At 72.8% G+C, this 14,683-nt stretch carries 12 protein-coding genes and 1 pseudogene; 6 read left to right on the top strand and 7 right to left on the bottom strand.

What is annotated here, in order from left to right; genetic code table 11:
* Positions 1–22: 22 nt before the first annotated feature.
* The 5 genes and pseudogenes from IE108_RS16985 to IE108_RS16965 all read left to right on the top strand — a co-directional run bounded on the left by IE108_RS16985 (position 23) and on the right by IE108_RS16965 (position 4,889).
* Positions 23–634 (top strand): TetR/AcrR family transcriptional regulator, encoded by a 612-nt coding sequence (locus IE108_RS16985; RefSeq protein WP_064731802.1) that lies wholly within the window; start codon positions 23–25, stop codon positions 632–634.
* A 109-nt stretch (positions 635–743) separates the two neighbouring features.
* Entirely contained in the window at positions 744–2,993 is a 2,250-nt protein-coding gene (locus IE108_RS16980) for an MMPL family transporter (RefSeq protein WP_064728345.1), read from the top strand.
* A gap of 186 nt (positions 2,994–3,179) precedes the next feature.
* The gene (locus IE108_RS16975) at positions 3,180–3,683 is read left to right on the top strand and encodes a YbaK/EbsC family protein (RefSeq protein ID WP_064728344.1); all 504 of its coding nucleotides are present in this window, start codon (positions 3,180–3,182) and stop codon (positions 3,681–3,683) included.
* The gene (locus IE108_RS16970) at positions 3,680–4,525 is read left to right on the top strand and encodes an EamA family transporter (RefSeq protein WP_064728343.1); all 846 of its coding nucleotides are present in this window, start codon (positions 3,680–3,682) and stop codon (positions 4,523–4,525) included. Before IE108_RS16975 ends, IE108_RS16970 begins: the two co-directional genes overlap by 4 nt.
* 89 nt (positions 4,526–4,614) lie before the next feature.
* A pseudogene (locus IE108_RS16965) lies at positions 4,615–4,889 on the top strand (DUF1876 domain-containing protein).
* On the opposite strand, the gene IE108_RS16960 reads toward IE108_RS16965, so the two are convergent.
* The 4 genes from IE108_RS16960 to IE108_RS16945 all read right to left on the bottom strand — a co-directional run bounded on the left by IE108_RS16960 (position 4,869) and on the right by IE108_RS16945 (position 8,769).
* Complete coding sequence (locus tag IE108_RS16960) at positions 4,869–6,104, bottom strand: serine hydrolase domain-containing protein (protein ID WP_064731801.1); 1,236 nt, start codon at positions 6,102–6,104, stop codon at positions 4,869–4,871. The pseudogene IE108_RS16965 and the gene IE108_RS16960 sit on opposite strands and share 21 nt — an antisense overlap.
* A gap of 82 nt (positions 6,105–6,186) precedes the next feature.
* Positions 6,187–6,945: an energy-coupling factor ABC transporter ATP-binding protein gene (locus IE108_RS16955; protein ID WP_064728342.1), complete on the bottom strand. Its 759-nt coding sequence runs from the start codon at positions 6,943–6,945 to the stop codon at positions 6,187–6,189.
* Positions 6,933–7,694 (bottom strand): cobalt ECF transporter T component CbiQ, encoded by a 762-nt coding sequence (gene cbiQ, locus IE108_RS16950; RefSeq protein WP_064728341.1) that lies wholly within the window; start codon positions 7,692–7,694, stop codon positions 6,933–6,935. Before cbiQ ends, IE108_RS16955 begins: the two co-directional genes overlap by 13 nt.
* Position 7,695: 1 nt before the next feature.
* Complete coding sequence (locus IE108_RS16945) at positions 7,696–8,769, bottom strand: energy-coupling factor ABC transporter permease (protein ID WP_064728340.1); 1,074 nt, start codon at positions 8,767–8,769, stop codon at positions 7,696–7,698.
* Between the two features lie 164 nt (positions 8,770–8,933).
* On the opposite strand from IE108_RS16945, the gene IE108_RS16940 reads away from it, so the two are divergent.
* Entirely contained in the window at positions 8,934–9,311 is a 378-nt protein-coding gene (locus IE108_RS16940) for an SsgA family sporulation/cell division regulator (protein WP_064728339.1), read from the top strand.
* A gap of 37 nt (positions 9,312–9,348) precedes the next feature.
* Here the strand turns inward: IE108_RS16940 and IE108_RS16935 are convergent, their stop codons facing one another.
* The 3 genes from IE108_RS16935 to IE108_RS16925 all read right to left on the bottom strand — a co-directional run bounded on the left by IE108_RS16935 (position 9,349) and on the right by IE108_RS16925 (position 14,666).
* Entirely contained in the window at positions 9,349–11,022 is a 1,674-nt protein-coding gene (locus IE108_RS16935; RefSeq protein WP_229851890.1) for a penicillin-binding transpeptidase domain-containing protein, read from the bottom strand.
* Positions 11,023–11,130: 108 nt separating this feature from the next.
* Positions 11,131–12,762, bottom strand: coding sequence for a penicillin-binding transpeptidase domain-containing protein (locus IE108_RS16930; RefSeq protein WP_064728337.1), 1,632 nt, complete (start codon positions 12,760–12,762; stop codon positions 11,131–11,133).
* A 158-nt stretch (positions 12,763–12,920) separates the two neighbouring features.
* Positions 12,921–14,666, bottom strand: a complete 1,746-nt coding sequence (locus tag IE108_RS16925; RefSeq protein ID WP_064728336.1) for a dolichyl-phosphate-mannose--protein mannosyltransferase — start codon at positions 14,664–14,666, stop codon at positions 12,921–12,923.
* Positions 14,667–14,683 lie beyond the last annotated feature (17 nt).

Genomic DNA, 14,683 nt, shown 5'->3' with positions numbered 1-14,683 from the left:
GAGGGGAAGGGGAGTGAGCGAGATGACCGGGACAGCCACCGCGCGCCGCAGCCGGATCACTCCCGAGCGCGAGGCCGAGCTGTACGAGGCCGTGCTCGACCTGCTCCGTGAAGTCGGGTACGACGCCCTGACCATGGACGCCGTGGCCTCCCGCACCCGGTCCAGCAAGGCCACCCTCTACCGCCAGTGGGGCGGCAAGGCCGAGCTGGTCGTCAAGGCCATCCGGCACAACAAGCCCGGCGAGATCGCCGACATCGACACCGGCTCGCTCCGCGGCGACCTGCACGCCCTGATGGCCCGCGAGGACGACTGCACCATGGAGCAGAACTCCGCGCTGATGCGCGGCGTCGCCATGGCGCTCCATCAGAACCCGGACCTGCGCCAGGCGTTCCGGGACCAGCTCATCGACCCCGAGATGGGCGAGTTCCGTCGCGTGCTGCAACGCGCGGTCGACCGCGGCGAGATCAGACCGGACTGCCCGGCCCTGGACTTCCTCGTCCACATGATGGTGGGCGGCTTCGCCACCCGCACCCTGCTGGACGACCAGCCGCCGACCCGGGCCTTCCTCACCTCCTACATCGACGCCGTGATCCTCCCCGCACTCGGCGTCTCCACCCCAGACACGTCCCTGTAGCCGAATCCGGCTGAGCCCCACCCCGAGCCCCACCTGACGTCACCGCTCACGTCGTCGGGCCGATGCCCCCTGCCCTGAAGATCCACGACCTGACCGGGAGTACGCCCCCGTGGCCACGTTCCTCTACAAACTCGGCCGGCTCGCCTTTCGCCGACGGCACTTCGTCGCCCTGATATGGGTGGCCCTGCTGACGCTCGCCGGCGTCGGCGCGGCCAGTGCCCCGCCCGCCGGCACCACGTCCTTCTCCATCCCCGGAACCGAAGCCCAGAAGGCCTTCGACCTGCTCGAACAGCGCTTCCCGGGACAGAGCGCCGACGGAGCGACGGCCCGCGTCGTCTTCAAGGCCCCGTCCGGCGAGAAGATGACGGACGCCGGGAACAAGGCGACCGTCGAGAAGACCGTTGACGAACTGGCGGACGGCTCCGAGGTCGCCTCGGTCGCCGACCCGTACACCGGCAAGGCCGTCAGCAAGGACGGCACGATCGCCTACGCCTCGGTGCGCTACGACGTCTCCGGCATGGAGCTGGAGGAGTCCACCAAGCACGCCCTGGAGGACGCCGCCGAGCAGGCGCGCGACGCCGGGCTGACCGTCGAGGTCGGCGGCGACGCGCTCCAGGCGGTGCCCGAGACCGGCGCCACCGAGATCATCGGCATCGCGGTCGCCGCGGTCGTCCTGGTCATCACCTTCGGCTCCCTGGTCGCGGCCGGACTGCCCCTGCTCACCGCCCTCATCGGCGTGGGCATCGGCGTCTCCTCGATCACCGCGCTCGCCAGTGCGCTGGAACTGGGCTCGACCACCTCCATCCTGGCGATGATGATCGGCCTCGCGGTCGGCATCGACTACGCCCTGTTCATCGTCTCCCGCTACCGCGCCGAACTCGCCGAGGGGCGGGAGCGCGAGGACGCGGCGGGCCGGGCGGTCGGCACCGCGGGCTCCGCGGTCGTCTTCGCCGGCCTCACCGTCGTCATCGCCCTGGTGGGTCTCGCGGTCGTCAACATCCCGATGCTCACCAAGATGGGCATCGCGGCGGCCGGCACCGTCGCCATCGCGGTCCTGATCGCCCTGACGATGATCCCCGCGCTGCTCGGCTACGCCGGACGCCGCGTCAAGCCGGCCGGTGCGAAGGGCGGGCTGCTGAGCCGCCGCCGGCGGGACGACAAGGACGGGAGGACCGAGCCGCGGAAGGAGACCGGGCCGGCCAAGGCCAACCTGGGCACCCGCTGGGCGAGCTTCGTCGTCCGCCGGCCCCTGGCCGTCCTCCTCCTCGGCGTGATCGGCCTCGGCGCCGCCGCGATCCCCGCCTCCGACCTGGAACTCGGCCTGCCCGACGACGGCTCCCAACCGACGTCCACCACCCAGCGCCGCGCCTACGACCTGCTCTCCGAGGGCTTCGGGCCCGGCTTCAACGGCCCCCTGCTGGTCGTGGTCGACGCCAAGGGCAGCGACGCCCCGAAGGACGCCTTCACCCAGGTCTCCGACGAGATCAAGGGCCTCGACGGCGTCGTCGCGGTGACCCCGCCCGCCCCGAACAAGGGCGGCGACACGGCGACGATCAGCGTGATCCCGGACTCCAAGCCGTCCTCCGTGCAGACCGAGGACCTGGTGCACGCCATCCGCGACGCGGGCGGCGACATCAAGGCCGGCACCGGCGCCGAGACCCTGGTCACCGGCTCCACCGCGATGAACATCGACGTCAGCGAGAAGCTGAACGACGCGCTGCTGCCGTACCTGGTCCTCGTCGTCGGGCTGGCCTTCCTCCTGCTGATCGTGGTCTTCCGCTCGATCCTGGTCCCGCTCAAGGCGGCACTCGGCTTCCTGCTCTCCGTCATGGCGGCGCTCGGCGCGGTCGTCGCGGTCTTCCAGTGGGGCTGGCTGTCCGGGCTGATGGGCGTCGAGGAGACCGGCCCGGTCATGTCGATGATGCCGATCTTCATGGTCGGCGTGGTCTTCGGACTGGCCATGGACTACGAGGTCTTCCTGGTCACCCGCATGCGTGAGGCGTACGTCCACGGGGAGAAGCCCAGCCAGGCGGTCGTCACCGGCTTCAAGCACGGCGCCCGGGTCGTCACCGCCGCCGCGGTCATCATGATGGCGGTCTTCGCCGGCTTCATCGGCTCCAGCGAGGCCATGGTCAAGATGATCGGCTTCGGGCTGGCGATCGCCGTCTTCTTCGACGCCTTCGTCGTCCGCATGGCCATCGTCCCTGCGGTGCTCGCGCTGCTCGGCAAGAAGGCCTGGTGGCTGCCGAAGTGGCTGGACCGCGCCCTGCCCAACGTGGACGTCGAGGGCGAGGGCCTGCGCACGGCCGACGAGCGGGGCTCCGGCCCCGACGAGGACCGGGAGCTGGTGCGCACCTGACGCACCGCCCCTGACGGGCCGTCCGAGACGGGCCCGCGCGGGAGGACGGCAGACCAGCCGGTGAGGGTTCCGTGGGGACGGGGCTGCCCTCACCGGCTTCCTCCGTTCCGGGGCCGGACGGCGTCCGCCGCCCGAGCCCCGGAACCGGGTCGCATGCCGGCTGCACGTACCGCTACCGTGCCGTCCATGACCACCACCGACGACGCCTCCGCCGCCCACCCCCGCTTCGCCGAGGCCCTGCACGGACTCGGCCTCGGTGATCTGGCCGCCAAGGCCCGGCGCTTCCCCGAGGCCACCCGGACCGCCACCGAGGCCGCCGCCGCGATCGGGTGCGAGCTGAGCCAGATCTGCAAGTCCCTCATCTTCGCCGCCGACGGCGTCCCCGTCCTGGTCCTCATGGACGGCGCCTCCCGCGTCGACCTGGAGCGGGTCCGCGAGGAACTCGGCGCCCGGAAGGTCACCCGGGCCAAGGCCGACGTCGTACGGGAGACGACCGGCTACGCGATCGGCGGCGTCCCGCCCTTCGGGCACCGCAACCCCACCCGCGTCCTCGCCGACCGCTCCCTCCTCGCCCACGAGGTCGTCTGGGCCGCCGCCGGCACGCCCCACGCCGTGTTCCCGATCGCGCCCGAAGACCTCGTCGCCACCGCCGGCGCGACCCTCGTGGACGTGCGTGAGCCCTCCGCGTGACCCCTCTGGTCACCGCCGCCGTCCTGCTCGCCGCGGTCACCCACGCCGGCTGGAACGCGATCGCCCACCGGATCACGGACAAGCTCACCGGCTTCACGCTGATCGCGGGCGGCGGGATGCTCATCGGCCTCGCGCTGCTGCCGTTCACGGCGGTCCCCAAGGCCGCGGCCTGGCCGTACCTGCTGGTCTCGGCCGCTCTCCACATCGCCTACTACGCCCTGCTGATGCGGTCCTTCCGGCTCGGCGACTTCGGCCAGGCCTACCCGATCGCCCGCGGCACCGCGCCCCTGCTGGTCACCGTCCTCGCCGCCGTCTTCGCCCACGAGGTGCCGGACCGCTGGGCGAGTGCCGGGGTCCTGCTGGCCTGCGCCGGGCTGACCGGCGTCGCGGCGTGGGGGCTGCGCGGAAGCCGGCCCGACTGGGCGGCGGTCGGCGCGGCCCTCGCCACCGGCGTGAGCATCGCGGCGTACACGGTCGTCGACGGGCTCGGCGTCCGCGCCTCCGGCTCCTCCCTCGGGTACGTCGCCTGGTTGATGGCGGTGCAGGGGACGGTCCTGCCCGCGTGGTTCCTGTACCGCCACCGCTCCCGTGCCTGGGCGCTGCTGCGGCCCCGGGCCGGCCTCGGACTGGTGGGCGCGGCCATGTCCGTCGCCGCGTACGCGCTGGTCCTGTGGGCGCAGACCCGCGCCGAACTCGCGCCGATCGCCGCCCTGCGCGAGTCCTCGATCCTGGTCGGCGCGGCCATCGGCGCCCTCTTCTTCAAGGAGCGGTTCGGGGCACCCCGCATCGCGGCCGCGGGCCTGCTGGTGGTCGGGATCGGGCTGATGCTGCACACGGGGTGAGCCGTCCGCGAGCGGGCGGGCCGGCCGGGATGGTGCGGGCGGCGGCCGCGAGGAGCACCCTGGAAGCAGGTCTTGTGGAGGTGATCCTCATGATGCACACCGCAGTGGGATGGCACATAGAGATGGAGTTCATGGAGGACGGCCGGCACACGCGGGCGGTCGCCATGGTGCGGCTCCCCGACGGCTCCGAGGTCCGCGGCCACGGTCACCCAGCAGGCACCGGGTCGACTCCGAACAGCCACGGGTCGGCGAGGAGGTGGCGGGCGCCCGGGCCTTGAACGAGCTGGCGATGCAACTGCTCACCAAGGCGCACGACGAGATCGACCAGGCCTCGGGGCGGACGTCACACCCGATCCACGTCTGAGCCGGTCCGCCGCAGCGACTCCCGCACCGCCCGCACCAGCGCCTGGGCCCGCGGGTCGGCCGTCACGGTCTTGCGGAAGCCGTTGGTGACGTAGCCGAAGGCGACGCCGGCCTCCGGGTCCGCGAAGCCGAGGGCGCCGCCGCGCCCGGGGTGGCCGAAGGAGCCGGGGGACAGGAACGGCGAGGCGCTGCCGTGCAGCATGTAGCCGAGGCCGAAGCGGGTGCCGACGACCAGCACCCGGTCCGGCCCGGCGGACTCTTCGGCCCGGGCCCGCTCCATGGTCGCCCGGTCGAACAGGCGCACGCGCCGCGTCACGCCGTCGACGTCGCCGATCAGCGCGGCGTAGAAGCGCGCCAGCCCGTCGGCGGTGGCGACGCCGTTGGTCGCGGGGAGGGCCGCGGCCCGGTAGGCGGGGTCGTTCTGGTCCGGGAACGGCGTGATCGCGGCGAACGCGCGGCGGGTGAGGGAGGCGGGGTCGCCGTAGGCCTCGGTGACGGCGCGCTTGGGACGCAGCCGCGGGCCGCCGCCCGTCGGTTCGGCCTCCGGCAGCCGCCCGACCCGTCCGGCCCGGCCCGCCGCCTCCTCTTCGGCCGGCAGCCCGATCCACAGGTCCAGGTCGAGCGGCCGGGCGATCTCGTCCGCGATCCACTCGCCCGCGCCCCGGCCGCCGGTCACCCGGCGGACCAGTTCGTCCAGCATCCAGCCGTAGGTCAGCGCGTGGTAGCCGTGGTCGGTCCCCGGCTCCCAGACGGGCGCCTGCGCGGCGACGGCCCGCGGGCCCCGCATTGGGTCGAGGGCGTCCTCGGGGGAGAGCGGGCGGTCCAGGACCGGCAGCCCGGCCCGGTGGTTCAGCACGTGCCGGACCAGCACCCGCTCCTTGCCGTGCGCCTTGAACTCGGGCCAGTACTCGCCCACCGGCGCGTCCAGGTCCAGCTCCCCGCGCTGGTGCAGCAGCAGCGGTACGGCGGCGGCGACGCCCTTGGTCGCCGAGCGCACGACCTGGGCGGTGCCCCGGCGCCACGGCTCGGTGCCGGGCGGGCCGGCCGCGCCGTCGGTGGCATCGACGTCCCTGGCACCGCCCCACAGGTCGACGACCTTGCGCCCGTCCCGGTAGACGGCGACCGCCGCACCCCGGTCGCCGAGCGCCGCGAAGTTGCCCGCGAACGCGTCCCTCACCGGCTCGAAGCCCTCGGCCACTGTGCCGTGCACGTCCACGCCCACCTCTGTACGTCCCTTCCGGTCGCCCGCGACAGTCGGTGCAACCGCCACCGACCGTCCGTGATTCCTCAGCCGCCCGTCAGCCGCCCGTCGACACGGAGCGCGGGTCGAAGCCGAAGGGCAGTTCCAGCCGGTGGGCGGACATCAGCGCCTCGTCGGAGAGCAGTTCCGCGCTCGGGCCGTCCGCCGCGATCACGCCGTCGCTGAGGATCAGGGCGCGGGGGCACAGCTCCAGGGCGTAGGGGAGGTCGTGGGTGACCATCAGGACCGTGACGTCCAGGGAGCGCAGGATGTCGGCGAGTTCGCGGCGCGAGGCCGGGTCGAGGTTGGAGGACGGCTCGTCCAGGACCAGGATCTCCGGCTCCATGGCGAGCACCGTCGCCACCGCCACCCGGCGTCGCTGCCCGAAGGACAGGTGGTGCGGGGGCCGGTCCTTGAACTCGGCCATGCCGACCAGGTCGAGGGCCCGGTCCACGCAGGCCTCCAGCTCCGGTCCCTTCACCCCGGCCGCCGCCGGGCCGAAGGCCACGTCCTCGCGCACGGTCGGCATGAAGAGCTGGTCGTCGGGGTCCTGGAAGACGATGCCGACCCGGCGCCGGATCTCAGCCATGTTGCGCTTGTCCACCGGCATCCCGGCGACGGCGACCGACCCGGCGCCCGCGGTCAGGATGCCGTTGAGGTGCAGGACCAGGGTGGTCTTTCCCGCGCCGTTCGGCCCGAGCAGCGCGACCCGCTCGCCGCGGGCGACCGAGAAGTCGACGCCGAACAGGGCCTGGTGCCCGTCGGGGTAGGCGTAGGCGAGGCCGGAGACGTCCAGGGAAGCGGTCACAGGGTCCATCCCAGCAGACAGACGACGAGCGCCGCACCCGGGAGGGCCAGCGCGGACGACCACTGCGCCCGGGACGCGGTCACCTCGTCGATGACCGGCATGGCGCCGGCGTAGCCGCGGCTGACCATGGCCAGGTGGACGCGTTCGCCGCGTTCGTAGGAGCGGATGAACAGGGCGCCGGCCGACTTGGCGAGGACGCCCCAGTGGCGTACGCCGCTCGCCTCGAAGCCGCGCGACTGCCGGGCGATCCGCATCCGCCGCATCTCGTCCGCGATCACGTCCCCGTAGCGCAGCATGAAGGTCGCGATCTGCACCAGCAGCGGGGGCAGCCGCAGCCGCTGGAGGCCGAGCAGCAGGGAGCGCAGCTCGGTGGTGGCGGCGAGCAGCACCGAGGCGGCGACGCCCAGGGTGCCCTTGGCCAGTACGTTCCAGGCGCCCCACAGGCCGCCGACGCTCAGCGACATGCCGAGGACCTCGACCCGCTCGCCCTCCGCCACGAACGGCATCAGCACGGCGAACGCGACGAACGGCACCTCGATCAGCAGCCGGCGCAGCAGGAAGCCGGCCGGGACGCGGGCCGCGTACGCCACCGCCGCGAGCAGCAGCGCGTACAGGCCGAAGGCCCACATCGCCTCGCGGGGCGTCGACACCACGACGACGACGAAGGCGAAGACGGCGGCCAGTTTGGTGTGCGGGGGCAGGCCGTGCACGGGGGAGTCCCCGGGCCGGTGGAGCCGGTGCGCGTGCCCTGCGCCCATGTCAGACCTTGGTGCCGGTGCTCGTGTCCGTGCTGGTCGGCGAGGCGTCGTCGCCGCGCCGCCGGCGCACGGCCCAGAACACGGCGCTGCCCGCGACGACGGTGACACCGACGCCGATGACGCCCGCGAGGCCGCCGGAGACGCGGGCGTTCGCGATGTCCTCGACGCCGTAGTCGGCGAGCGGGGAGTCGGCGTTCGCGTGCTCCTCGGCCTTCCTGTCGATGCCCTTGTCGGCGGCGACCTTCTCCAGGCCGTCCGGGTTGGCGGAGGCGTAGAAGCTGACGAAGCCGGCGAGGACGAGGGAGGTGACGAGGCCCGTGATCCACAGCTTGCGGTGGGAGCGGGCGGCGGGGGCCGGGGCGGGTGCGGTGTCCGGGGTGCCGGGGGCGTCCACCAGCTCGCCGTTCACCCGCAGCTTGAGCCGCTGTCCGAGTCCGCGCGCCCCGTACACCAGGTCCGGGCGTACGGCGATGACGGCGCCGACGGTCAGCGCGGTGATCGCGGCCTCGCCGATGCCGATCAGCACGTGCACGCCGATCATCGCGGTGGCGACCTTGCCGATGGCGATGTCGGTGGTGCCGCCGATCCAGTACAGGAGGGTGAAGGCGAGGGCGGCGGCCGGCACCGAGACGAGCGCGGCGACGAAGGAGGCGACGGTGACCGAGCGGCGGGTGCGCGGGAGGACCTTCACCAGGCCGCGGAAGAGGGCGTAGGCGACGACGGTGGTGACGATCGCCATGTCCGTGATGTTGACGCCGAGCGCGGTCAGCCCGCCGTCCGCGAAGAGGATGCCCTGCATGAGCAGCACGACGGAGACGCACAGCACACCCGTGTAGGGGCCCACGAGGATCGCGGCGAGGGCGCCGCCGAGCAGATGTCCGCTGGTCCCCGCGGCGACGGGGAAGTTCAGCATCTGCACCGCGAAGATGAACGCCGCCACCAGCCCGGCGAGCGGTGCCGTCCGCTCGTCCAGTTCGCGGCGCGCGCCGCGCAGGCTGACCGCGACGGCGCCGGCGGCGACCACTCCGGTGACCGCGGAGGTCGGGGCGTTGATGAATCCGTCAGGTACATGCACGGTTCGATGATAGAGACCAGTTGCAAGTGCTTCGCAAGAGCGAGGTAAAGGCTGATCTCACATGTGATATTCGGCCCGGAGGGCGTGAACCGGGAAATATGGGACATTGGAGTGGGGGTGGACACAGGGCTTTCGCACCGGCCGCAGAGCGTGAGGGGCATCCGATGTCCGTAGTCGAGCAGTACGCACGAGCCCACATCCTGACGGACGCGGACCTCCCCGGCCAGGACGACGGCGGCGCGATACCCGTCGTGCTGCGCTACGACCCCGACCGCGACCCGAGGTCGGTGTGCGTGGCGCTGCCCGCCCGGGGCCGCGCCCCCGGCTCCCGCGAGTGGACCTTCCCCCGCGACCTGCTGGAGCAGGGCCTGCGGGCGCCGGCCGGGACCGGCGAGGTGCGGGTGTGGCCGTGCGGCCGGGTGCAGGCCGTCGTCGAGTTCCACTCCGCGCAGGGCTGCTCGGTGGTCCAGTTCGAGACCAAGCCGCTCATCCGCTTCCTGCGCCGCACCTACACCGCCGCGGCGCAGCCGGTCGCCCACTGAGCCGCCCGGCCGCGCCCCGCCGTCCCGTTCCGGGCGGTCAGCCGCCCGCCTTCAGCAGCGCCGCCACCAGCGGACCGGCGGTCTCCCCGCCGTGGCCGCCCTGCTGGACCACACCGGCCGCCGCCAGGTCGCCCCGGTACGCCGTGAACCAGCCGTTGGGCTGCTTCTGGCCGTCGACCTCCGCCGAGCCGGTCTTCGCGCCGACGTCACCGCTAACCCCGGCCATCGCCTCCGCCGCGGTGCCGTACGCCGCCGTGTAGGACATCAGCTCGCGCAACTGCGCCAGCGTCCCGGCCGACATGGTGCGCGAGGCGGTGGCGAGCGCCCGCCCGTCGACCGACGGGGCGACCAGGTAGGGCTGGTGGAAGCTGCCCGCCTTCACGGTCGCGGAGACCGACGCCATGTTCAGCGGGTTCATCCGCACCCCGCCCTGGCCGATCAGCGAGGCGCCCATCTGGGCCTTGCTCTGGACCGGGACCGAGCCGTCGAAGGTGGACACGCCGACGGACCAGTTGTTCATCGACAGGCCGAACACCTCCTTCGCCTGCCGGGTCAGGTCGTCGTCCTTCAGCTTCGGGGCCTGGCTGATGAAGGCGGTGTTGCAGGAGCGGGCGAAGCTCGCCTTGAACGTGCCGTCCTTGATCTCGAACTTGTCGTCGTTCTGGAACTTCCAGCCGCCGTAGCTGAAGTACTTCGGGCACGGGTGCTTCTCGTCCATCGACGCCAGGTTCTTCTCGATGAGCATCGAGGCCGTGACGACCTTCATCGTGGAGCCGGGCGCGAGGGAGCCCTGGAAGGCGGTGTTGAAGCCGTGGCCGCCGTTGGCGAGCGCGAGGACCTCGCCGGTCGAGGCACGCAGCGCGACCACCGACGCGCGCTCCTTGCCCTCCACCTGCTTCTCGGCGGCGGCCTGGAGGGCGGGGTCCAGGGTGGTCTTGACGGTGCCCGGGGTGCCCTTGCTCAGCTCCAGCAGGGTCTTGTCGGAGGCCTTGGCCGCCTTCGACTCCTTGCCCCGCACGACGCGCAGCTCGATGCCGGGGGTGCCGCCGGCCTTGTCGCCGTACTTCTCCCGCAGGCTGTCCAGGACGCTGCCGAGCGAGGGGTACTTCGCGGTGGTGATCTCCGCGCCCTCCCGGTCCAGGGCCTTGACGGGCGGGTCCCCGGCCTCGCCGGTGACGAGCTTGTCGCCGTCCTTCAACTCGGGGTGGACGACGGCCGCGTGCCAGTCGACGCGGGGTTCGCCGTCGCCGGCCCGGCGCACGACGGTCAGCGCGCTGTCGTACGCCAGCGGCGCCGCCGTCTTCCCGTGCGCGACCGTCGCCTTCACGGAGAAGGGGACCTTCCCCCCGGCCGGGGTGCCCGCGGTGAGCGTGACGTCCTTGATCCGGGCGTCCTTCGCGTAGCCGGTGAGCAGGGCCCGCGCGGCCTCCTCGTCGTCGGTCGCGGCGGCGGCGCCGGCGGTGTCGCCCTTCTGCCACGCGGTCAGGAAGCCCTGTGCCGTCGAGGTGACCTCGGCCGCCGTCAGAGGGCCCGACTTGGCCTTCTCCTCGGCCGCCGCGGACTTCGTCCTGGCGTCGTCCTCGGTGCCGGACTCGCCGCCGTACATCGCCCAGGCGCCGAACCCGGCGCCGGCCACGACCACCGCGGCCACCCCGCCGACCACGGCGGGTGTCGTCCTGCGCCGCTCGCCGGCGCCCCTTCTGCTGCTCACTGCGTCCCGTCCTCTTCGGCGCCCGGAACCCGGGGCGCGCGGTGCCCTCGTTGCCTCATGCTTCCAACGACCCGACCACAGTAGGGGCATTCACCGCGGCCGTTGCCCTCAGCCGCCCGCCCGTAGCACGTCCGCGACAATCGGGCCGGCCGCGTCGCCGCCGTGGCCGCCCTCCTCGGTCATCGCCGCCGCCGCGACGTCGTTGCGGAAGCCGGTGAACCAACTGTTGGACGTGGTCTGCCCGTCGACCTCGGCCGAACCGGTCTTGGCGCCGATGTCCCCGCCGAGACCGGCCATCGCCGGCCGGCCGGTGCCCTGGGTGGCGGTGAGCCGCATCATCTGCTTGAGCTGCGCCGCCGTGCCCGACGGCAGCCCCTTGGCAGTGGCGAACTCGCGGTCGTCCAGGTCGCGGGGGACCAGGTAGGGCTGGCGGAACTCGCCGGTCATCGCGGTCGCCGTCACCGAGGCCATGTTCAGCGGGTTCATCTGGACCTGGCCCTGGCCGATGGCGTTGGCAGCGCGGTCCGGACCGCCGGAGGCGGGGACGCGGCCGTCGAAGGAGACGATGCCGGTCTGCCAGTCGTCCCGGCCGAGCCCGAAGCGCTCCTCGGCCTCCCGGGTCAGCGAGGAGTCCGAGAGCGGGTCCTCGTCGACGAGCTTGATGAAGCCCGTGTTGCAGGACCGCATGAAGGTGTTGGCGAGGGTCGCGCCCTCGTTCGCCTCCAGGCCGGTCAGGTTCTTGAAGGTCTGGCTCTGCCAGGTCGCCGTGTTCGGGCAGGGGGCGGGGCCGTTCATCGAGGAGACACCGTTGTCGATGAGCATCGCCGCGGTGATGATCTTCATGGTGGAGCCGGGGGCGACGCGTCCCTGGAAGGCCGCGTTGAAGCCGTCCGCGCGGTTGTTGGCCACGGCCAGCACCTCTCCGGTGCTCGGCCTGACCGCGACCACGGACGACTCGCCGTACCGCCGGACGGCCTTCTCGGCCGCCGCCTGCACGCCCGCGCTGAGCGTCGTGCGGAGCTTGCCGGGCTCGCCCTTGCTCAGGGTCAGCAACGGGGTGTCGGGGGTCTCCTCGGCGGAGTGCCTGACCACCAGCTCGACGCCGGGTGTGCCGCCCGCGTCGGCGCCGTAGCGCTCCCGCAGGGTGGCGAGGACCGGTCCGAGGGAGGGGTACTTCTCCCGCGTCAGCACCTCGCCGTCCCGCCCGACGGCCTCGATCTGCGGCGTCGCCGACTCCTCGGTGACCAGCGTGTCCCCCGCCTTCAGGGCCGGGTGCACGACGGAGGGCTGCCAGTCGACCAGCGCCCGCCCGCTGGTCTCGCCGCGCACGACGTTCAGCGTGCTCTTGTACGTCAGCGGCTTCGCGGTGCCCTCGTACGACACCTTCGCCTTCACGGTGAACGGCACGGAGGCGCCGGTCGCGGTGCCGGGCGTGATCTCGACGCCCGAGATGTGCGCCTCGTCGCCGTAGGCCGCCAGCAGCGCCGTGGCGACCGAGGCGTTGTTCGTGTACGACGCCGCCGTCGCCGCGTCACCGTTCTCCCAGGCCGTGAAGAACTTCCCGCTCGCCTCCCGGACCTCGTCCCCGTCCGGCGGTCCGCTCTTGACCGAGGCCCCGGCCGGTCCCGTTCCACCGCCGCCGTCCAGCGCCGAGACAACGTTGTAGGCGCCGTAACCGGCCCCGCCCACCATCACGGCGAACACGCCGCCTATGACGGCGACCTTGACCCCCCTGCCCATGGGCAGACCCCTCCCCGTATCCCCGTCCAGCCTCCGCGCACGCCGACTTGAACGTGTTCAGAAGCGCTTGTGGGTCGCACTCTATGCGCAGGGCGTGACCGGCGGTACGGATGTTTCCGGATGGTGGCCGAACGGAGACCACGGTCCGGACCCCGGCGTCAGACCCAGGTGTCCAGCCACATCCGCGCCCGCCAGTCGTCCATCGGGATCGCGGTGCCCGTGTACAGGGGCCAGAAGTAGACGAAGTTCCACGCGATCAGCAGCACCACCACGCCCGCCCCGGTGGCGCCCGCGACGCGGCGGGCGTCGGAGCAGCCCGGGCGGCCGATGACCGCCCCCAGCAGCATCGCCACCGCCAGACACAGGAACGGCAGGAAGACGACGGCGTAGAAGAGGAAGATCGTGCGCTCCTGGTAAAGGAACCAGGGCAGGTAGCCGGCGGCGATGCCGCAGGCGATGGCGCCCGCGCGCCAGTCCCGGCGGAAGGCCCACCGCCACAGGACGTACAGCAGCGCGAAGCAGCCCACCCACCACAGCAGCGGTGTGCCGAGGGCCAGCACCTCGCGGGCGCACTTCTCGCCCGCGTCGACCGGGCAGCCGTCGGAACCCGGGGAGGGCGACTCGTAGAAGTAGGAGACGGGGCGGCCCAGGACGATCCAGCTCCAGGGGTTCGACTGGTACGTGTGCGGCGAGGTCAGGTTGGTGTGGAACTCCAGCACCTGCGTCTCGTAGTGCCACAGGCTGCGCCACCAGTCGGGCAGCAGCCAGGACCAGGAGCTGTTCGCGCCGTCGTTCGCAGCCCAGTCCCGGTAGTAGCCGCCGGAGCCGTCGGAGGGGGACAGGATCCAGCCCAGCCAGGACAGCACGTACGTGCCCAGCGCCACCGGCACCGTCGACAGGAACGCCCAGCCCAGATCGCGCCGCAGCACCGCGAGGTGGGGCCGCTCGGCGCCGGCCACCCGGCGGGTGCCCACGTCCCAGAGCACGGCCATCACGCAGAACGCGGCCATGATGTACAGGCCGTTCCACTTGGTGGCCGCGGCCAGCCCCAGCATCAGACCCGCCGCCAGCCGCCACGGCCGCCACCCGAAGCGGAACGTCTCGGCGATCCCCGCGTCCGGCCGGACCAGGCCGTCGGCGTCCACCGGCAGCGCGGCGGCGAGCCTCCCGCGCGCCCGGTCGCGGTCCACGACCAGGCAGCCGAAGGCCGCCAGCACGAAGAACATCAGCACGCTGTCGAGGAGCGCGGTGCGGCTCATCACGAAGTGCAGGCCGTCCACCGCCATCAGCGCGCCCGCCAGACAGCCGAGGAAGGTCGAGCGGAACAGCCGCCGCCCGATCCGGCACAGCAGCAGCACCGACAGCGTGCCGAGCAGCGCCGTCATGAACCGCCAGCCGAACGGGTCGAACCCGAACAGCAGCTCTCCGAGCCCGATGACGTACTTGCCGACCGGCGGGTGCACGACGTACGCCGCGTCGGACGGGATCGGGAGGTCGCCGCCCGAGTTCAGGATCAGGTCGTTGGCGTTCTTCTCCCAGTTGACCTCGAAGCCGCGGTGGATCAGCGACCAGGCGTCCTTCGCGTAGTACGTCTCGTCGAATATCACCGCCTTCGGGCTGCCCAGGTTCCAGAACCGCAGCACGCCCGCGAAGAGCGCCACCAGCAGCGGCCCGCCCCACGCCGACCAGCGCAGGATCCGGCCGGTGAGCGGCTTCGACAGGCCGAGGAAGGCCCACAGGCGCGGACCCGGGCTCGTGTACGGCGGCACCAGCCGGTCGCCGACGTCGCCGGCCGCGGGCCCCGCCGGGTAACCGAAGCGGCGCAGCCGCTGCTGCCAGGTGGTCCGCTCGTCGTGCGGGGCCTGGTCCTGCCGGGTGTCCGTGGAGGACGCGGTACTGGTCACCGCGCCATCGTAGGGAA

The organism is Streptomyces parvulus, assembly GCF_014648855.1.
GTDB lineage: Bacteria > Actinomycetota > Actinomycetes > Streptomycetales > Streptomycetaceae > Streptomyces > Streptomyces parvulus.
The sequence above is the reverse complement of the archived record's forward strand: the minus strand, read 5'-3'. Positions and strand labels throughout refer to the sequence as shown.

Excerpts from the sequence above, each read along its gene's own strand:
- IE108_RS16955 (WP_064728342.1), bottom strand. The coding sequence starts at position 6,945 with ATGGACCCTGTGACCGCTTCCCTGGACGTCTCCGGCCTCGCCTACGCC.
- IE108_RS16985 (WP_064731802.1), top strand. The coding sequence starts at position 23 with ATGACCGGGACAGCCACCGCGCGCCGCAGCCGGATCACTCCCGAGCGC.
- IE108_RS16975 (WP_064728344.1), top strand. The coding sequence starts at position 3,180 with ATGACCACCACCGACGACGCCTCCGCCGCCCACCCCCGCTTCGCCGAG.
- IE108_RS16930 (WP_064728337.1), bottom strand. The coding sequence starts at position 12,762 with ATGGGCAGGGGGGTCAAGGTCGCCGTCATAGGCGGCGTGTTCGCCGTG.
- cbiQ (WP_064728341.1), bottom strand. The coding sequence starts at position 7,694 with ATGGGCGCAGGGCACGCGCACCGGCTCCACCGGCCCGGGGACTCCCCC.
- IE108_RS16940 (WP_064728339.1), top strand. The coding sequence starts at position 8,934 with ATGTCCGTAGTCGAGCAGTACGCACGAGCCCACATCCTGACGGACGCG.